Genomic DNA, 17922 nt, shown 5'->3' on the forward strand with positions numbered 1-17922 from the left:
GTTCGGACGCCGTGGGCACGGCCCAGCCGGTGGTCACCTTCTCGGGGATGGACCACGCGGCCCTGGCCCGCCGCACCCGCCGCTGGGGGTGGGTGCAGTACGCGCGCTACCGGCAGGCCGCCGAGAAGCCGTTCTTCTGGACGGCGTTCGTCACCGCCCTCGGCAACCCGGTGCTCTACCTCGTCGCGATGGGGATGGGCCTGGGCTCGATCGTGGATACCGACGTGGACGGGGTCAGCTACCTGTGGTTCGTCGCGCCCGGGTTGCTCGTGGCGACCGTCGTGTCGACGGGCGCCCAGTTCGGCACGTGGCCGATCTTCGGCGGCTTCAAGTGGATGAAGAACTACCTCGCCGCCCAGGCCACCCCCGTCGAGCCCTGGCAGATGGCGCTCGGTGAGGGCGTGGCGATCTCGGTGCGCATGTTCGTGCAGGCGCTGCTGTTCTGGCTGGTCGGGCTGGCGTTCGGGGCGTGGCCGGCGGTCGGCTCGCTGCTCATCGTGCCGATCGCCATGCTCGCGTCGATGGCGATGTTCGCGCCGCTGATGGCGTATTCGGCGACGCTGGAGGAGGAGGGCCTGCAGTTCAACTTCGTGCAGCGCCTCGTCGTCATGCCGATGTTCCTGTTCGCCGGCACCTTCTTCCCGCTCGCCTCGATGCCGGTCTACCTGCAGTGGATCGGCTGGGTCTCCCCGATGTGGCACGGCACCCAGCTGGCGCGGGTGGTCTCGTACGGGGCCGTGGTGCCCGCGTGGCTGATGGTCCTGCACGTCGTGTTCCTGATCGTGTGCGTGGTCGGCGGCCTGCTGGCGGCCGCGCGCACCTTCACGCGGAGGCTGGTCCGGTGAGCGCGTCGGTGCGGGAGTCGACCGGCGTGATGGCGCCGATCCGCGAGCGGCTGCGGGGTCGGCGCGCCTCGTTCGGGGGGCTGTACGCCGGCAACGCGCGTGCGGTGATCGAGCGGGGCTTCCGGGTGATCCGCAACCAGAACTGGGGCGTGATCGCGACCGGCTTCTTCGAGCCCGTGTTCTACCTGCTCGCCATGGGCATGGGGATGGGCGCGCTCGTGGGGTCCGTCCCCGGGCCGGACGGGCGTCCGATCTCGTACGCCATGTACATCGCGCCCGCCCTGCTGGCGACCTCGGCGATGAACGGCGCGATCTACGACTCGGTCAACAACGTCTTCTTCAAGCTGCGCTACAGCAAGCTCTACGAGGGCATGCTGCAGACCTCGCTCGGGCCGCTCGATGTGGCCCTGGGGGAGATCTTCATGGCGTTGTTCCGCGGACTGCTCTACGCGATCGGGTTCCTGGGCGTGATCACCGTGATGGGGCTGGTGACCTCGTGGTGGGCGCTGGCGATGATCCCGGTGGCGCTGCTGATCGCGCTGGGGTTCGCGTCGCTGGGCATGGCTGTGACGAGCTTCATGAAGAGCTTCCAGCAGCTCGACCTGGTGCCGCTGGTGCTGCTGCCGATGTTCCTGCTGTCGGCGACGCTGTTCCCGATCACGGTGTACCCGGTCGCGATCCAGTGGGTGATCATGGCGCTGCCCCTGTGGCACGGCGTCGAGCTGATGCGCCAGCTGTCGGTGGGCTACTTCGACGGCATGACCGTCGTGCACGTGGGCTACTTCCTGGTGATGAGCCTCATCGGCATCACCGCCGCCTCGTTGCGGTTGAGGATGTTGTTCCTGCGCTGACGCCTCGGGACGCGACACTCACCCTTGTCACATTCACGGGGAATCTCTTCCCCCTCGGTTGTGACAAGGGTGAGTGTCGGGGCGGGGCAGGGGCGGCGTTCGCGGGGGCCCGACGTTCCTGAGAGGTGCCTCAGGCGCTCGCCACCCGGGCCCGGTGCCTGCGGACGCCGCGGCGTCCGAGCGTCAACGCCACCCAGCCCACGCCGGCCAGGGCTAGCCCGCACAGGCCGGTGACGACGAAGCCGAACTGCCAGCCCCACGCGTCGAGCACGAACCCCACGATCGGCGGGGCGAGGGCGTTGCCGCCGGTGGCCATGGTCCCGGACCAGCCGAACGCCTCACCGCGGGACGCCTCGGGCACCAGGTCGCTCAGCCGCTCGCTGGTCGCGGCCAAGGTCGGCGCGCAGAAGAGTCCGGCCACCCCGAGCAGCGCGGCGAGCAGCCAGATGTTGGTGCCGAGCGCCGCGAGCATCGTGGTGAAGGCCAGGCCGAGCAGCAGCGGCATCAGCCCGAGACTGCCGCGGGGGAGCCCGCCGAACAGCAGGCCGCCGATCAGCGAGCCGGCACCCCAGAACACGATCAGGATCGCCAGCGACGCCGCGCCCTCAAGCGACCGCGCCCCGGCGACCATGGCGAGGTCGGTCCCGGCCAAGGTGAAGGACGCCGCCACCGTCGCCACGAACGTCGCGATCACCGGGCCGTTCAGCCAGGTCCGGACGCCCCCGCGAACCGGGGGCACACCCACGGCACCCGCAGCCGGGTCGGACGGACCGCCGCCTGCGGCGTCCGGGTCGATCGTGGCCGGGGACTCGCTGACCAGCCGTGGGTTCAGGATGTAGAGCCCCCACGCAGCGGCGACCGAGAGGAGGGCGAGGAGGGTGAGGGTCCAGCCGGTGTCCCAGGCGCTGGCGAGCAGGATGCCGAGGGTGGGGCCGGCCATGAACGCCATCTCGGTGACGACCGAGTCCAGCGCGAGGCCTGCGCGGCGCTGGGAGTTGGGCACCGCGGCCAGCACCAGCTGGCGGGTGAGCACGAACCACGGCACGGCGAGCAGGCCGACCCCGCCCATGACGAAGAGCAGCGGCCAGTAGTCCAGGAACGGCGCCGCCACGAACGCGACGGGCAGCAGCACGAGCGAGGGCAGCAGGGTGCGGCGCAGGCCGATGGTGTCGAGCAAGCGCCCGCGCAGGGGCGAGGCGAGCGCGATCGCGATCGTGAACACGGCCGTCAGGAGGCCGGCGCGGGCGTAGGTCTGGCCGAGGGCACCGACGACGTGCAGCGTCAGGACGACGCCGGCGCCGAACCACGGGGCCTTGCCGAGTGCGCCGAGCAGCACCGCCTGCCGTACGGCGGGCAGGCGCCAGATGTCGGCGTAGGCGGCGAAGTTCACCGCACGAGACTAGAAGGTGAGGACGATCTTCCCCACATTGTTGCCGCCGGTGAGCTGCTCGTGCGCCTGCCGGACCTCGTCGATGCCGAACCGGGTCTCGTGGGCGACCTTGATCTCGCCCGCCGTGATCAGCGGCCACACCTCGGCGGCGACGCGGGCCACGATCGCGGCCTTCTCGTTCACCGGCCGGTAGCGCAGCGACGTCGCGGTGACCGTGGCGCCCTTGTTCAGCAGCAGGCCGAGGTTGAGCTCGCCCTTCACGCCGCCCTGCAGGCCGATGACGACCATGCGGCCGCGGCGGGCCAGCGACTTCACGTTGGCGTCGAGGTACTTGGCGCCCATGATGTCGAGGATCACGTCGACGCCCTTGCCGTCGGTGGCCTCCTTGAGCTGGGTGACCCAGTCGTCGTGGTAGTCCAGCGCGATGTCGGCGCCGAGCTTGCGGCAGACCTCGAGCTTCTCGGCCGAGCCCGCGGTGGTCGCCACGCGGCAGCCCTGGCCCTTGGCGTACTGGATCGCGAAGCTACCGATGCCCCCGGCACCCCCGTGCACGAGGAAGGTCTCGCCGGGGCGCAGGCCCACGTGGTCCATGTTCGAGACGACCGTGGCGGCCACCTCGACCAGCCCGGCGGCGGTGACCAGGTCGACGCCCTCGGGCGGCGCGATCACCTGCCCGGCGGGCACCGCGACCAGCTCGGCGTAGCCGCCGCCGGCCAGCAGGGCCACGCACGGGTCGCCGACCGACCAGCCCTCGACGTCGTCGCCGACCGCCTCGACGTGGCCGGAGACCTCGAGCCCGATCGTGTCGGTGGTGCCCTTCGGCGGCGGGTAGTGGCCCTGCCGCTGCAGGATGTCGGCGCGGTTCACGCCCGCGGCGACGGTGCGGATCAGCAGTTCGCCCGGCCCCGCGGTGGGGTCCTCGACGTCGGCGATCTGCAGGACCTCGGGTCCACCCGGCTCTGTGACAACGACGGCACGCATGGGTCAACCCTAGTCGGGCAGCACAGGCCCCGCCGCTAGGATGTTCCCGATCTGGCGAGATCGCATAGTGGACTAGTGCAGCCGCCTTGAAAGCGGCCGAGGGGCAACCCTCCGTGGGTTCGAATCCCACTCTCGCCGCGTGGCTGCAGACCGGTTCGTCATCACCCCCCGCCCGCCCGTGCGCGCGTTCGCGGTCGCGGCGCTGCTCGCCGCGGGCGGCGCCGTCGTCGCGGTGCTCCCGGTCGAGGGGGCGCTGAGGGTCGCGGTCATCGTGCTGGGCGTCCTGCTGATCGTCGCCGCGGCCGCGTTGCTGGGGGCCGCCGTCGCGGCGTCCCGCCGCCAGCAGGTGGTGGTCGAGCTCGACGAGGCCGGGTACCGCGTGGACTCGCCGGCCGGCGTCCGGGCCGGGACCTGGAAGGACGTCACCCGCGTCACCACCGCCCCCGGGCGGATCACGCTGCACCAGGGCGCCGACGAGCGCGTCCACCTCGTCGCGCCGCAGGGCCAGCTGCCCGAGCTCGACGCGATCGTGAAGGCCGTCAGCGAGCACCTCGACGCCGACCGCGGCTACACGGTCTGGGAGGGCTGACTCAGCCCTTCTGCTCCTCGGTGGGGTAGGGCTCGGGGTTGTACGCGCACTCGTCCACGACCGACGACGGCGCCGCGGGGGTGGGCGAGCCGCTCGGGGTCGCGCTCGGGCGGGGCGACGGCGTCCCGGACGCCGCGGGCGAGGGCTGGGTGCCGGGCGCGGGCGTCGCCGGGGCGGCCGCGGACGTCGGGGCGGCCGGCGGGGCCGGGCGGATGGCGTCCTGGACCCTCGCGCGGACGAGCTCCCAGTCGGGGTTGCTGGTGGAGAAGCCGTCCTTGTCGTTCTCGAAGGAGACCGACGTCATCGTGCCGTCCTTGACCCGCAGGGCGAGCGCCACCATGGCGGGCAGCCGGCGGTTCGGGACGTCGGAGTTCACGATCTCGCGGCCGGCCCGGCTGAGCGCCTCGTAGTTGGCCAGCACCGTCGTCGGGTTGGCCTCCTTCACCACGGCCTGGATCACGCAGCGCTGGCGGGACATCCGGTCGTAGTCGCCGGTCGCGATGCCGTAGCGGCCGCGGGCGAACCAGAGGGCGTCCTCGCCGTTGAGGTGCTGGTCGGGGCCGGGGGGCAGCCAGCGGTCGGGCGGGATGTCACCGTCGGTGCGCCCACCCACCGGCACCGGGCGGTTGATGTTCACGGTGATGCCGCCGAGCGCGTTGACGAACTCGACGAAGCCCTGCATGTTGACCATCGCGTAGTAGTCGACCTTGAGGCCGAGCGCGGCGCCGACGCCGAGCTTGAGGGCCTCAGCGCCCGGGTCCTCGACACCGGCGGGGATGGCCTCGGGCGCCAACTGGGGGACCGAGTCGTAGATCGCGTTCAGCGCGTACGCCTGGTCGTTGAGCCGGCCGCTGGTGAAGCCCTGGGGGAACCGCTCGGCCAGCGCGCTGCCGGCCGGGAAGGGGATCTTCTGGGTCTGGCGGGGCAGGCTGAACAGGACGGTGTCACCGGTGTGCGTGTCCATCGACGCCAGGATCACGGTGTCGGTGCGCGTGCCGGTGCGGTCGGCGCCGGCGTCGCCACCGAGGACCAGCACGTTCAGCCGGTCCTTGTTCGCCCACGGGTCGACGGCGTTGCCGAAGTCCCCGGTGTCGTCGTCGCTCGAGACCTGGGCGCCCTCGTGGCCGAACACGCCGTTGATGAGCAGCGACGTGTCGCGGATCGCGCGGGCCGCACCGAACGACGGAGTCGCGACGCCGAGCACCATCGCCCCGACGAGCAGGCCGCCGAGGAGGCGCTGCCACCACGCGGCGGGGCGGGGGCGCAGCGCGAGGTGGGTCACCACGATGCTGGCGGCCCACACCACGCCGAACACGATCGCGGCCACCCACAGGATCGTCAGCATGGTCGGGACGACCAGTGCGGCCAGCGCGAGGTTGGGGTTCAGCCACGCGGTGAGGCCGACGGCCACGGCGAGGAGCAGCGAGAGAACGAGCAGGATGATCCCCGCCACGCGCCACCGGGTGCGGGTCAGGCCCAGCCCCGGGAGCACGGTGCCCGCCAGCGCCCAGCCGATCGACCCGGCGAAGGAGCGGTGCTGGGAGGCCTGGTCGGCCACGCGGCGGCCGGGTCGCGCGGGAGAGGTGGGGCTCGTCGGGGTCGACTCGAGCGCATGGGCAGCCTCGTAGGCGCTCTCGCGGTCGGTCCTGCGGGCCATCACAGCCTCCAATGGGGGGATTCTCGTCGAGTATACTCGCCGCCGGCCTGCCCTTTTGCCCGTCTGCCGGGCGGGCGGTAGGCTTTCACCTCGGCCGAGGAGGTGTCGCCTAGTCAGGTCTATGGCGCCCGCCTGCTAAGCGGGTTTGGGGGTTAACCCCATCGCGAGTTCAAATCTCGCCACCTCCGCCACGAACGCCCGAGCCCACCAGGGCTCGGGCGTTCATCTGTTCCCGCCCGCGCGGCTGTCCGGGCGGTGGATACTGCAGCCATGCGCCCCCTGTCGGCCCTGGCCGGACTGCTCCTGGTCACCACGCTCAGCGCCTGCACGGCCGGTCAGCCGACCCCGTCGCCGGTCGTCAGCACCCCCGCCACGTCGCCCGTCGCCTCGCCCACCCCGACCCGCGCGTTCGTGTGCGTGTCCCCCGAGGTCACCGTCGAGCCGCAGGGCGAGACGACGTGGAAGGTCAGGGCCGTCCAGGTGCGCGAGACGGCCGCCGACGGGTCGATGTCGCTCGTCGACATGCCCGGGGAGGAGGTGACCCGCGGCGTCACGTGGGCCGATGACGAGCCGTGGCTGACCGACCCGGCCGTCCGTGCGGCGGTCGAGGAACAGGTCCCGTCCGACCTGGCGGACGGCCTGCGGATCGTGTCCGACCTGCTCGGCCAGAACCCCATGCCGGGCATCATGCTGGCCTACCACGGCGTCCACGAACAACCGGTCGCGGTCACGGTGACCTGCGCCGACGGCACCACCGCCCACGGCACCGGCGCCACGTGGACCCTCTCCGAGACCGGCATCCTCGACTGCGAGGACCGGCCGACCCCGAAGGACGACATCCCGGCCCGCGTCGCCGACCAGTACTGCCCCTGAGAGGCCTCGCTAGGCTCGCGTCGTGCCCCGCCCCGTGCTCGGACCCTCGTCGCTCGCCGCCGCCCCCCGGCCCGGCCGCGCCGGCCTGCGCGGCTGGCTCGCGCCAGGCCTGCTGCACGCGCTGGTGCTGGACGCCGCGGGCCCGGGCCTGCGCCACTACGAGCGGGCCCAGGAGCGCCCCGACCAAGGGTGGGCGCGGCTCGACCTCGTCAGCCCGGACGCCGTGGGCCCCGGTGCGCTCGTGGTCGCCTCCGGGGTGCTGCACGCCCTCGTGCCGGAGGACGGCGGGATCGCCCACCACGTGAAGGCGGCCCTGCCCCGCGTCGCCGCGTCGGGTGAGCACACCCTCGACCCCAACACCTGGGGACGCCGGGGCGAGCCCCTGCCCGGCAGCACCGTCACCGCCACCCGGGACGCCCGGGGCGTGCTCGCCGCCGTCGGGGACGACGACGGCACGACCCTGTGGCGGTTCGAGGGTGGCTGGCGCCGCACGGAGCACCTCCCCGGCGCCCGGGACGTGCTCGTCGCGCCCGGCGCCGTCGTCGCCGACCTCGGGGGCGAGCTGAGCCTGCGCCTGCGGGGCGCCTGGCGCCGGCTGGGGCTGGGGGCCGGGACGGCGTCCGGGTCGCTCGTCGCGGACGCGGGGGGCTGGCTCCTGGCCGTCCCGCGCGGGGATGTGCTCGAGACCTGGCGCATCGGCCGAGACGGCGCCGTCACCCCCCACGCCACCCTCACGTGGGGTGCGGGGACCATCGACGGGGTCGCGCTGGCACCGGCCGGGCGCGGGCCCATCCACGCGCTGACCGACGAGGCGGGCTCGGTGCTCCAGCACCGGCGCCACGCGGCGGGCGGCGCGTGGATGCGCGTGACCTGCCTGCGCCTGCACGACACCAGCCCGTTCACGGTCGAGGAGCGCGAGTCGACCAAGCTCGCGCAGGTGTCGGGGGAGACCGACACCCAGCCGGTCCGCGAGGGCGGGCGACGGCTGACGCTGAGCCGCTCGACGACGAGGTCGGGGGTGCTGGGGACCGACCTCGGCGTCCGGGTCGAGCACCTGGGCGACGACCTGATGGTCTTCGGGGACACCCACTGGCACCGCCGCCCGTGGCTGACCACGCGCGACGCGATCGCGCGCATCGACCCCACGGGGCCGATCGACGGGCTGCCGGGGTTCACGTTCCACGGGGCGCCGCTGCGCGTGCGCGGGTGGGGCGTGACGATGCGGGAGTACGACGTGCCGCTGGACGCCTTCTCCGTCGGCGACGACCTGTACGGCTTCTTCACGTCGAACCACTTCCGGCGTGGGCAGGTCATGGGCCGCTCGGTCCTGGCCGTGCACCGCGGGCCGGTGCGCGTGGACCCGCGCTCGCGGCGTCCGGTCACGTTCACCGGCGCGCGCACGTTCTCGGAGCGGTACTTCATCAACGTGTCGGTGCAGCGCCTGCCCGGATCCGCGCTCGGCCTGCCCCGGGAGGGCGAGGTGCTCGCCGTCTGGGGCTCGGGGTCCTACCGGGCCGGCGACCTGCGGCTGGCGGTGCTCGACCCCGAGTCCGCCGCCGGTGGCCGACCGCGCGTGCGGTACTGGGCCGGGCTCTCGGCGTCCGGACAACCGCGCTGGAGCGAGCGCGAGGCCGACGCCCGCCCGCTGCTGCACCCGTCGGCGCTGGGGGAGGTGTCGGTGCGGTGGGTGCCCGAGGCCGGCCGGTTCCTGTTCCTGGGCTGCTCCGGCCCCGAGGACCCGATCGGACTGTCGGTCTGGTTGCGCACCGCCGAGGCGCCGTGGGGCCCGTGGTCGCCGCGGCACCGGCTCCTGGACTGGGCGGCGCGCGGCATGTGGTTCGACGACCCGTACTCGCGGTTCATCAAGGCACTCGGAGACGGCACGGACCCGGTCGGCGACCGCATCTTCCGGGTGCAGGCCGACATGACGGGCGCGGCCTACGCGCCGTTCTTCTTCGACGCGCGTGCCGACGGCGGCGAGCTCGTGCTGCGGTACACGTTGTCGACCTGGAACCCCTACCAGGTGGTGCTCATGGCCCACCGGCTCGGCAGCGACGTGCTGGGGCCGGTGGCTCAGGGCAGCGCGTCGGTCGACCTCGGGTAGGAGGGTTGCGCGCCCCGGCCCGTGCACGCGAACGCGCCCACGCGGGCGGCGAACGCGGCGGCCGCGGCGAGGTCGTCGCCGGCCAGGAGGCGGGTGGCGAGCGCGCCGACGAAGGCGTCCCCGGCGCCGGTGGTGTCGACCACGTCGACCTGGGGTGAACGGACCTCGGCCGTGTGCTCCGGTCCCCCCACCAGCGCCCCCTTCGCACCCCGGGTCATCCCGACGCTGGGCACGCCGGAGTCGACCAGCGCCGCCACCACCGCGTGGTCGCCGTGCGCGTGCTCGCCCAGCATGCGCAGCGCGAGGCTGCCCTCGTGCTCGTTGACCACCAGGGGGTCGGCGCGGCGGAGCACGTCGGGGGAGACGGCGATGACCGGCGCGAGGTTGACGACGAGCCGGCCGGTGGCCAGCCGGGCGGCGGCCTCGATCCCGTCGCGCGGGATCTCGCCCTGGAGGACGACCACGTCGGCGTCCTGGATGAGGGCGGCGGCCGCGCCCACGGCGTCCGCGTCGACGCTGCGGTTCGCGCCACCCTCGATGAGGATCGAGTTCTCGCCGGTGTCGTCGACGTACACCACGGCGATGCCGGTCGCGCCCGGCACCCGGCGCACGTGGGTGAGGTCGACGCCCGCGTCGGCGAGCAGGGCGAGCGCCGGCTCGGCGAAGGTGTCCTCGCCCACCGCGCCCACCATCGCGACCGGCGCGCCGAGCCGGGACGCCGCCACGGCCTGGTTGGCGCCCTTGCCGCCGGGTGCCAGCTCGCGGGCGTGCGCATGCAGGGTCTCGCCCGGGCGCGGGATGCGCTCGCAGGGCAGGATGAGGTCCAGGTTGATGGAGCCGCCGACGACGATGCCTCGCATGGTCGAAGGGTACGCCGCGCGGTCGTAGAGTGGCACCGTGATCGCCACCGCCGACATCTACGACCAGCACGGCGAGGAGCTCGCCTCGTGCAGCACGCAGTTCCGCGACTTCGGGGGCCGTCGGGCCTTCACCGGCGTCGTCGAGACCCTCTCGGTGGACCGGGACAACCAGCTCGTCAAGGAGATCCTGAACACGCCCGGTGCGGGCAAGGTGCTCGTCGTCGACGGGCAGGGCTCGCTCGAGTCCGCCCTGATGGGCGACATGATCGCCGCGGCCGCCGTCGCCAACGGGTGGGAGGGCGTGATCATCCACGGCGCGGTCCGCGACTCGGTGGCGTTGGGTGAGATGGACCTCGGCGTCAAGGCCCTCGGCACCAACCCGCGCAAGAGCGCCAAGGACGGCGTCGGAGCCCGCGGCGGGGTCGTCTCCTTCGGCGGGGCCGACTTCGCGCCCGGCGCGACCGTGTGGGCCGACCCCGACGGGATCCTGGTCACGCGCGCCTGAACCTCTGCCCCGCTGCTGACTACTGCTGGCGCGCGGCCAGGGCCTGCTGGGTGTCGCGGGAGGCCTCGTGCAGCGAGCCGTACAGCGCGTACAGCTCCTCGTAGGGGCCGGGTCGGGGCTCGAGGGTGTCGGCGGCCGGGTTCCAGGCGTCGATGTCGAGGGTGTCGTCGAGCAGGCGGGCCGCAAGGAAGGCGTCCCCGAACGACGCGCCCACCGACTTCTCGCGCAGCACCTGCGGGCGCCCGATCACGTCGGTCATGATCTGCGGCCACAGGCTGCCCGTGGTGCCGCCGCCGACCGCGACGACGCGCTCGATCGGGACGCCCGCGTCGGCGTACGTCTCCACGTTGTGCCGGACGCCGAACGCCGTCGCCTCCAGCGCCGCCCGGTAGAGGTCGCCGCGGGTGTGGGCGAGGGTGAGCCCGACGATGGTGCCGCGGGCGTCGGGGTCCTGGATGGGCGTCCGCTCGCCGGCGAAGTACGGCAGCATGAGCAGGCCGTTGGCCCCGGGGGTGGACGCCGCGGCCTCGGCCGAGAGCGTGGCGTAGTCGGCGCCGGTGAGGTCGCGCAACCACGTGGTGATCGCGCCCGAGGTGGCCATGCCGCCGGCGAGGTTGTACTGGCCGGCGACGAGGCCGGTGGTGCCCCACATGTGGGGGTGCCGCACGCGCTGGGTCGTGTTGCCGACCAGGAACATCGTGGTGCCGTACATGAGCATCAGGTCGCCCGGCTTCGTGGCGCCGACCGAGAGCCCCTCGGCCCACGCATCGATGGTGCCCACGGTCACCGGGATGCCCTCGGGCAGGCCCGTCTCGGACGCCGCCCGTGCGGTGATGCGGCCGGCCTCGTCGCCGGCCCAGGCCAGGCGCGGGAGGTCGATGCCGGGGGCGACCGCCTCGGCCCACGGGGTGTGCCACTCCTGGGTCGCGGCGTCGTAGAGCGGCGTGGACTGCGAGGCGGACTGCCGGTCGAGCACGTACTTGCCGGTGAGGTGCGCCACGAGCAGCGAGGCGGGCATGTGGAACCGGGTGGACCGCTCGTAGGCCTCGGGGGCGTGTCGCGCGAACCAGCGGAACTTGGGGCCGGCCGCCTGCGTGGTCAGGTAGGTGTCGGTGCGCTCGAAGATGGCCTCGGCGCCGAGTTCGTCGTCGAGCTCGTCGATCTCGGCCGTCGCGCGCATGTCGACGCCGTAGAGGGCGCTCTTCGTCGTCGGGGTGTTGTCGGCGTCGGTGAGCTGCACGCAGGGGCCCATGCCCGAGACACCGACCGCGGCGACGGTGGCGCCCGTGCTGCGGAGGAGCTCGCCGGTGATCGAGACGAACTCGTCCCACCAGACGGCGCCGTCCATCTCGAACTGGCCCGGGCGCGGGTTGTCGACCCGGTGCTGGCGGCTGGTCTGGGCGATCACCGTGCCCGCGTGGTCGACCAGCACGCCCTTCGTGCTCGACGTGCCGACATCAACCCCGAGGTAGACCCCGTCCATGGCCGATCCTTCCTGAGCCGTCCTCCGGCCCACCTTGTCACTCGCCGGCGAGCAGGTCGAGCGGGACACGGGTCAGCGCGATCCCGCGGCGCTGCCACGTGTAGGTCACCCACAACTCGTCGCCCACCACCCGGGTCGAGGGGTAGGAGAACTCACCTGGCGGGCTGGAGGCAGGCCTACCAGGAGGTGGGGCGTCCGGCACCCGAGGAACTCGTGCGGCACGTGCCCTACACGGTCAACGGTGGCGAGACCGGCGTGACCGACCTGCTCGCCCTGCCCGAGCCGCCCGACGCGATCTTCGCGGCCAACAACAAGCTGGCCGCCGGTGTGATCCGGGTGCTGTTCGAGCGCGGGCTCGAGTCGGGCCAGATCGGCGTCACCTCGCTCGGCGGGCTTCCGCTGGTGACGTGGCAGCCGCGCGGCATCCAGGTGTGGCACCTGCCCGCCCGGGACCTCGGCACCGAGGCCGCCAAGGTGCTGCTCGAGCGCATCCAGGGCGAGACCACCCCACCGCGCACGATCGTGCTCGACACCCTCACCTCCGACGACCAGGACGGGTACGACCGGATCGACTGAGCTGCTGCCTGGCCCTACCCCCGCCGGCTCCGGATCAGGCCGCGCTGTCGGGGTTCTGCGCCCACAGGTCGGGGCCGAAGACCTCGTAACGGATCCGCTCGGGGGAGACGCCCTTGGCGATGAGCTGCTTGCGCATCGCGTTCATGAACTCCAGCGGGCCGCACATGAACACCGTCGAGTCGGCGGGGATGTCGGCGTCGGTGAGGTCCATGAAGCCCTCGCGGGCGGGGTGCAGCGTGGGCGCGCTGGTGGCGTCCGCCTCGTACCAGTTCTGCGCCCTGGCGTCGGTCATCGACAGCACCTGTCGGCGCAGCGACGCATACAACGCGTGGGTGCTGTGCGCCTTGTCGGCGTGGAACATGCGCACGGTGCGCTCGGGCTGGCGGCGGGACAGGTCCTCGAGGATCGCCGCGACCGGCGTGATGCCGATGCCCGCCGACACCAGCACGATGGGGCCGTCGGAGTCGTCCAGCACGAGGTCGCCGCACGGCTGCGAGACGTCCAGGACCGTGCCGGGCTGGGCGTGGTCGCCGAGCCAGTTCGACACCTGGCCGTCGGGGGCGCCGTCGACGCCGCGCACCCGCTTGATCGTCACGCGCAGCGTGTCACCCCGCGGACCGGACGAGATGGTGTACTGCCGTGGCTGCCGTTGGCCACCCGGCAGGTCGACCGCGATCGCCACGTACTGGCCGGTCTCGTGCCGCGGCGCCTCGCCCTGCACGGGGGCGAGCACCAGCGAGAAGATGTCGTCGTTCTCCTCGAACCTCTCCACGACGCGGTACTTCCGCCACGGCTGGGCGGGGTCGGTGCCGCCGAGGGCGTACAGCTTGGCCTCCTCGGCGATGAGGGCGCAGCCGAACAGCCAGTAGACCTCGTCCCAGGCGGCGGCCACCTCGGGGGTGACGGCGTCCCCGAGCACGGTGCCGACGGCCTTCATCAGGTGGTGGCCCACGATGGTGTACTCCTGCGCCTTGATGCCCAGGCTGACGTGCTTGTGGGCGATGCGCTGCATGACGGGGGTGAAGTCGGGGGCGTTCGGGTCGATCAGGTTGACCGCGTACGCGACCACGGACGCCGCGAGCGCCTTCGGCTGCTCGCCGATCGCCTGGTTGGCCTTGTTGAAGACGCGCATCAGCCCGGGGTGCGCGGCGAACATGTCGGGGTAGAAGGTCTTGGTGATGGTCTCGGCGTTCTCGGCCACGACCGCCGCGGTGGCCTTGACGATCGCCTCGGAGGCGGGGGACAGCTTCATGGGATGACCCTTTCTGACGTCGACGTTGATGTCATCGCCCAACCTAGGGCCCCCCGGTTTTGGAGGATGCATTCGGTTTATCCCCGCCCCTGACAAGCCCGGACGCCGAAGGCCCGGCCCCACAGGGGGCCAGGCCTTCGCTGATGGGAATCAGCTGGTGGATCAACGAGCGGCGTGCTCGGGGTCGATCCGGTCGCGCAGGTCGTCGAGCTGGTCCTTGAGCGCCTGGGGGAGCTTCTTGCCGAACTGCTTGAAGTACTCCTCCGTCAGGTCGGCCTCCTTGGCCCACGCGTCGGCGTCCAGGGCGAAGATCTTGTCCAGGGTCTCCTGGTCGATGTCCAGGCCCTCGACGTTCAGGTCACCCTTCTCGGGCAGACGACCCGAGATGGCGTCGACAGCGTCGACCTCACCGAGGACGCGCTTGATGGCCCACTCGATCGGGCGAGCGTTGTCGCCGAAGCCCGGCCACAGGAACTTGCCGTTCTGGTCCTTGCGGAACCAGTTGACCTGGAAGATCTTCGGGGCCTTGTCGCCGAGGACCTTGCCCATGTCCAGCCAGTGCTGCCAGTAGTCGGCCATGTTGTAGCCGCAGAAGGGCAGCATGGCGAACGGGTCGCGGCGCAGCGAGCCGACCGAACCCTCAGCAGCAGCGGTCTGCTCGGAGGACACCGTCGCACCGATGAACACGCCGTGCTCCCAGTCGTAGGCCTCGGCCACGAGCGGGACGTTGGAGGCGCGGCGGCCACCGAACAGGATGATGTCGACCGGGACACCGGCCGGGTCCTCCCAGTTCGGGGCGATCGTGTCGGCCTGGTCGGCGCGCACGGTGAAGCGGCTGTTCGGGTGGGCGGCGGGAGCGTCGGACTCCGGCGTCCAGTCGTTGCCCTTCCAGTCGATCAGGTGCGCGGGCTTCTCGTCGGTGAGGCCCTCCCACCACACGTCGCCGTCGTCGGTCAGCGCGACGTTGGTGAAGATGACGTCGTGGTCGAGCGACTTCAGCGCGATCGGGTTGGTCTTCTCGGAGGTGCCGGGGGCGACGCCGAAGAAGCCGGCCTCGGGGTTGATGGCGTAGAGCTTGCCGTCCTTGCCCGGGCGCATCCACGCGATGTCGTCACCGACGGTCTCGACCTTGATGCCGGGGATCGTCGGCTGCAGCATGGCCAGGTTGGTCTTGCCACAGGCGCTCGGGAACGCGGCGGTGAGGTAGAGCTCCTTGTTGTCGGCCTCGCGGGTGAGCTTCAGGATGAGCATGTGCTCGGCCATCCAGCCGTCGCGGCGGGCCATCGTGGAGGCGATGCGCAGGGCGAAGCACTTCTTGCCCAGCAGCGCGTTGCCGCCGTAGCCGGAGCCGTAGGAGATGATCTCGTTGGTCTCCGGGAAGTGGGTGATGTACTTGTCGTCGTTGCAGGGCCACGCGACGTCGTCACGCTTGTTGCCCTCGGCGTCGACCAGCGGGTAGCCGACCGAGTGCAGGGCCTTGACCCACGGCGCACCCTTGGCGATGAGGTCCATGGCCTCGGCGCCCATGCGGGTCATGATCCGCATGTTCAGGACGACGTACTCGGAGTCGGAGATCTCGACGCCCAGCTGGGAGATGTCGCCACCGAGGGGGCCCATCGAGAAGGGGATCACGTACATCGTGCGGCCGCGCATGGCGCCGTCGAAGAGACCGTTGAGGGTCTCGCGCATCTCGTTCGGGTCGGCCCAGTTGTTCGTGGGGCCGGCGTCCTCCTCCTTCTCGGAGCAGATGTAGGTGCGCGACTCGACACGGGCGACGTCGGAGGGGGCCGAACGGGCGAGGAAGGAGTTGGGGCGCTTCTCCTCGTTGAGCTTGATGAACACACCGGAGTCGACGAGTTCCTGGTTGAGGCGGTCACGCTCGGCCTCGGAACCGTCCACCCAGTAGATCGCGTCGGGCTTGGTCAGAGCGGCGACCTCTTCGACCCACGACACGAGGTCGGCAGGCGCGTTGGCAGGCGCGTTGTTCGGGATGGTTTCGACGGTCATTGTGCTCCTTTGCGTTACTGCTCACCGACGGGTCGTCGACGAGCTCCTTGACCAGTTCCGCTGTGAACATCCTGCACCGCTGGCGTGGTTTTCAACCAACCGAGGTGCCCGTTGCCTATACTGCGGCACCCGCCGCGGCAGGGCCTGGGGAAAGCAACGGCGCCCCGCACCAACAGTGTGGTGCGGGGCGCCTCTGGCGCGCTTGGAGGGACTCGAACCCCCAACCTTCTGATCCGTAGTCAGATGCTCTATCCATTAAGCTACAAGCGCATCGGTCGGTGACCGAGTAGATACATTACTACCCTTCCAGCGCCACGTCCAAACGAGGTCCTGAGTTGCGTGGGGTGCCCGCTCTGCCGCGCGTGGCGGCCCGGACTGGACCACAACTCCAGAGTTGCAGCCCCGAGTGTTGTCTGGCCTGCGGGGGTGGCGCATGCTCAGCCATGGACACCGCACCAGCCGCCACCATCGTGCTGTTCCCCGCCGACACCAAGGACCCGCTCGCTCGCGCAGTCGCCGCCCCGCCGCCCGAACGTCCCGCCGGAGTCACCCACGCTGGGCCTGTCCCACCTCCAGTTCGAGGCCACGCTCCACGCCGGCCGGACGTCGCCCAACCCCAACGACTTCGCCCTTGTCGCCATGCTCGGGTTGTTGGGCCTGCGGATCTTCGAGGCGTGCGGTGCCGACATCGCCGATCTCGGCGAGGAACACGGACACCGCGTCCTCAAGGTGCGCGGGAAGGGCGGCAAGGTCGTGCTCACCCCGCTCCCACCCGCAGTCCAACGCGCCATCGAAGCCGCCGTGGCCGGGCGAACGGAGGGGCCGGACCTTCGCACCCGCCGCGGCACGCGCATGGACAGGCACTGCGCCACCCGCAGGCTCAAACGACTCGCCGTCCAAGCGCACATCACGTTGCCCCGCATGCACCCTCACATGCTGCGACACACCTTCGTCACCACGATGCTGGACGCGGGCGTCGACCTCCGCGACGTCCAGATCGCAGCCCGTCATGCGGACCCCCGCACGACCATGCGCTACGACCGTGCCCGCAAGAACCTCGACCGTCACCCCAACTACATTCTCGCCGCGTACATGGCATCCGGCACCTGACCAGCGCACCCATTTTCGCGGCGGCCCGGGGGCAGGGTTGGGCATCCGGGTTCACGTCACGGGCCGGGCGACGGTGCTGGCCCATCCGCATCCAGCTGGCGTCCCAACGCCAGCGGAGTGAAGGACGGGCCGCGGGGTGGGCCAGTGCCAGCCAGGTCAGCGGCGGCTCGTCGATCCCCTCTGCCGAGGGTGGCCAGCGACCGGCCGTTCGGGGCCCAACCGGCGCGGTGCTTCGGGGGCGGCCGGTGGTCTCCTGTGTCACGGTGTAGACATGGACCAACTCATCGTCGGTGACGAAGTTTTCACGATCACCAAGGCGAGCCGCTCGGACGTGTCCGCGCTGGTGGAACTCCTCAGGGACGACTTCCTCGGAAAGGGCCGGGAACTACCCAACTTGGCGCCCTATGAGATTGCCTTCGATGACATCGACCATGATCCAAACCAGTTCTTGGCAGCGATTCGCAATCAAAGCGGAGAACTTGTTGGGACCCTGCAACTCACACTGATCCCGGGTCTGGCGAGGGGCGGCGCCAAGCGCCTGCAGATCGAAGCCGTTCGCCTGGCATCCTCGACCCGCGGTACTGGGTTGGGCACCGCCGTTTTCGCCTGGGCTCACGACTACGGGAAGAAGCATGGGGCGACGCTGGCTCAGCTGACCTGCGACAAGCAGCGCACGGATGCCCACCGCTTCTACGAACGTCTCGGCTATGCAGCTACCCACCAGGGGTACAAGTTGTCCCTGTAGATGTCCGGATCTGCCGCTCGGAGGAACGTCTCAGCCGTCCCGGCGAGCTCGCCAAGCCAGTGCTGCCAGCAGGGCGGTTGTGGGAGTCCACGTC

At 71.6% G+C, this 17922-nt stretch carries 15 protein-coding genes, 3 tRNA genes and 1 pseudogene; 11 read left to right on the top strand and 8 right to left on the bottom strand.

Annotation, left to right across the window (positions count from 1 at the left end):
- Positions 1-11: 11 nt before the first annotated feature.
- Positions 12-845 (top strand): ABC transporter permease, encoded by an 834-nt coding sequence (locus tag J4N02_RS01640; RefSeq protein WP_188333855.1) that lies wholly within the window; start codon positions 12-14, stop codon positions 843-845.
- A complete protein-coding gene (locus tag J4N02_RS01645; protein ID WP_243760845.1) occupies positions 842-1696 on the top strand; it encodes an ABC transporter permease in 855 nt (284 codons plus the stop codon). The genes J4N02_RS01640 and J4N02_RS01645 overlap by 4 nt, the downstream gene beginning before the upstream one ends.
- A gap of 130 nt (positions 1697-1826) precedes the next feature.
- On the opposite strand, the gene J4N02_RS01650 is transcribed toward J4N02_RS01645, so the two are convergent.
- Both J4N02_RS01650 and J4N02_RS01655 read right to left on the bottom strand, forming a co-directional pair.
- Positions 1827-3086, bottom strand: a complete 1260-nt coding sequence (locus tag J4N02_RS01650) for an MFS transporter (protein ID WP_188333856.1) — start codon at positions 3084-3086, stop codon at positions 1827-1829.
- Positions 3087-3095: 9 nt separating this feature from the next.
- On the bottom strand, positions 3096-4067 hold the full coding sequence (locus J4N02_RS01655) for an NAD(P)H-quinone oxidoreductase (protein ID WP_182818694.1): 972 nt from the start codon (positions 4065-4067) through the stop codon (positions 3096-3098).
- A 53-nt stretch (positions 4068-4120) separates the two neighbouring features.
- Between J4N02_RS01655 and J4N02_RS01660 the strand changes: the two genes are divergently transcribed.
- Both J4N02_RS01660 and J4N02_RS01665 read left to right on the top strand, forming a co-directional pair.
- Positions 4121-4205: transfer RNA gene (locus J4N02_RS01660), tRNA-Ser, on the top strand.
- Between the two features lies 1 nt (position 4206).
- Positions 4207-4656 (top strand): hypothetical protein, encoded by a 450-nt coding sequence (locus tag J4N02_RS01665; RefSeq protein WP_188333857.1) that lies wholly within the window; start codon positions 4207-4209, stop codon positions 4654-4656.
- A gap of 1 nt (position 4657) precedes the next feature.
- On the opposite strand, the gene J4N02_RS01670 is transcribed toward J4N02_RS01665, so the two are convergent.
- Positions 4658-6313, bottom strand: coding sequence for an LCP family protein (locus J4N02_RS01670; protein WP_188333858.1), 1656 nt, complete (start codon positions 6311-6313; stop codon positions 4658-4660).
- 98 nt (positions 6314-6411) lie between these two features.
- On the opposite strand from J4N02_RS01670, the gene J4N02_RS01675 reads away from it, so the two are divergent.
- From J4N02_RS01675 to J4N02_RS01685, 3 genes are all read left to right on the top strand, one after another.
- A tRNA-Ser gene (locus tag J4N02_RS01675) sits at positions 6412-6504 on the top strand.
- Between the two features lie 79 nt (positions 6505-6583).
- Positions 6584-7186 carry a hypothetical protein gene (locus J4N02_RS01680; protein ID WP_188333859.1) on the top strand — a complete coding sequence of 201 codons (603 nt, stop codon included), beginning with the start codon at positions 6584-6586 and terminating at the stop codon, positions 7184-7186.
- 22 nt (positions 7187-7208) lie between these two features.
- On the top strand, positions 7209-9290 hold the full coding sequence (locus J4N02_RS01685; RefSeq protein WP_188333860.1) for a DUF4185 domain-containing protein: 2082 nt from the start codon (positions 7209-7211) through the stop codon (positions 9288-9290).
- Here J4N02_RS01685 and J4N02_RS01690 read toward each other — a convergent pair.
- Positions 9260-10150, bottom strand: coding sequence for a ribokinase (locus J4N02_RS01690; protein ID WP_188333861.1), 891 nt, complete (start codon positions 10148-10150; stop codon positions 9260-9262). The two genes, J4N02_RS01685 and J4N02_RS01690, sit on opposite strands and share 31 nt — an antisense overlap.
- A 37-nt stretch (positions 10151-10187) precedes the next feature.
- On the opposite strand from J4N02_RS01690, the gene rraA reads away from it, so the two are divergent.
- The gene (gene rraA / locus J4N02_RS01695; protein ID WP_182818203.1) at positions 10188-10655 is read left to right on the top strand and encodes a ribonuclease E activity regulator RraA; all 468 of its coding nucleotides are present in this window, start codon (positions 10188-10190) and stop codon (positions 10653-10655) included.
- Between the two features lie 19 nt (positions 10656-10674).
- Here rraA and J4N02_RS01700 read toward each other — a convergent pair whose 3' ends face one another.
- Positions 10675-12138 (bottom strand): FGGY-family carbohydrate kinase, encoded by a 1464-nt coding sequence (locus tag J4N02_RS01700; RefSeq protein WP_188333862.1) that lies wholly within the window; start codon positions 12136-12138, stop codon positions 10675-10677.
- A gap of 150 nt (positions 12139-12288) precedes the next feature.
- Here J4N02_RS01700 and J4N02_RS01705 point away from each other — a divergent pair.
- Positions 12289-12714 (top strand): annotated as a pseudogene (locus J4N02_RS01705) (substrate-binding domain-containing protein); the annotation flags it as partial.
- Between the two features lie 34 nt (positions 12715-12748).
- Here the strand turns inward: J4N02_RS01705 and J4N02_RS01710 are convergent.
- The 3 genes from J4N02_RS01710 to J4N02_RS01720 all read right to left on the bottom strand — a co-directional run bounded on the left by J4N02_RS01710 (position 12749) and on the right by J4N02_RS01720 (position 16243).
- On the bottom strand, positions 12749-13966 hold the full coding sequence (locus J4N02_RS01710; RefSeq protein WP_182818197.1) for a globin domain-containing protein: 1218 nt from the start codon (positions 13964-13966) through the stop codon (positions 12749-12751).
- A gap of 162 nt (positions 13967-14128) precedes the next feature.
- Complete coding sequence (locus J4N02_RS01715; RefSeq protein ID WP_188333864.1) at positions 14129-15973, bottom strand: phosphoenolpyruvate carboxykinase (GTP); 1845 nt, start codon at positions 15971-15973, stop codon at positions 14129-14131.
- 194 nt (positions 15974-16167) lie between these two features.
- Positions 16168-16243 (bottom strand) — tRNA-Arg (locus J4N02_RS01720).
- A gap of 156 nt (positions 16244-16399) precedes the next feature.
- On the opposite strand from J4N02_RS01720, the gene J4N02_RS16690 reads away from it, so the two are divergent.
- The gene (locus J4N02_RS16690; RefSeq protein WP_260519438.1) at positions 16400-17083 is read left to right on the top strand and encodes a tyrosine-type recombinase/integrase; all 684 of its coding nucleotides are present in this window, start codon (positions 16400-16402) and stop codon (positions 17081-17083) included.
- A gap of 271 nt (positions 17084-17354) precedes the next feature.
- Positions 17355-17828, top strand: a complete 474-nt coding sequence (locus J4N02_RS01730) for a GNAT family N-acetyltransferase (protein ID WP_188333865.1) — start codon at positions 17355-17357, stop codon at positions 17826-17828.
- Positions 17829-17922: the final 94 nt, after the last annotated feature.

The organism is Propioniciclava sp. MC1595, from assembly GCF_017569205.1.
Taxonomy (GTDB): Bacteria; Actinomycetota; Actinomycetes; order Propionibacteriales; family Propionibacteriaceae; genus Propioniciclava.

Coding starts and splice junctions, on each gene's coding strand:
- J4N02_RS01710 (WP_182818197.1), bottom strand. CDS start 13,966: ATGAAGCTGTCCCCCGCCTCCGAGGCGATCGTCAAGGCCACCGCGGCG.
- J4N02_RS01730 (WP_188333865.1), top strand. CDS start 17,355: ATGGACCAACTCATCGTCGGTGACGAAGTTTTCACGATCACCAAGGCG.
- J4N02_RS01700 (WP_188333862.1), bottom strand. CDS start 12,138: ATGGACGGGGTCTACCTCGGGGTTGATGTCGGCACGTCGAGCACGAAG.
- J4N02_RS01690 (WP_188333861.1), bottom strand. CDS start 10,150: ATGCGAGGCATCGTCGTCGGCGGCTCCATCAACCTGGACCTCATCCTG.
- J4N02_RS01670 (WP_188333858.1), bottom strand. CDS start 6,313: ATGGCCCGCAGGACCGACCGCGAGAGCGCCTACGAGGCTGCCCATGCG.
- J4N02_RS01680 (WP_188333859.1), top strand. CDS start 6,584: ATGCGCCCCCTGTCGGCCCTGGCCGGACTGCTCCTGGTCACCACGCTC.
- J4N02_RS01715 (WP_188333864.1), bottom strand. CDS start 15,973: ATGACCGTCGAAACCATCCCGAACAACGCGCCTGCCAACGCGCCTGCC.
- J4N02_RS01655 (WP_182818694.1), bottom strand. CDS start 4,067: ATGCGTGCCGTCGTTGTCACAGAGCCGGGTGGACCCGAGGTCCTGCAG.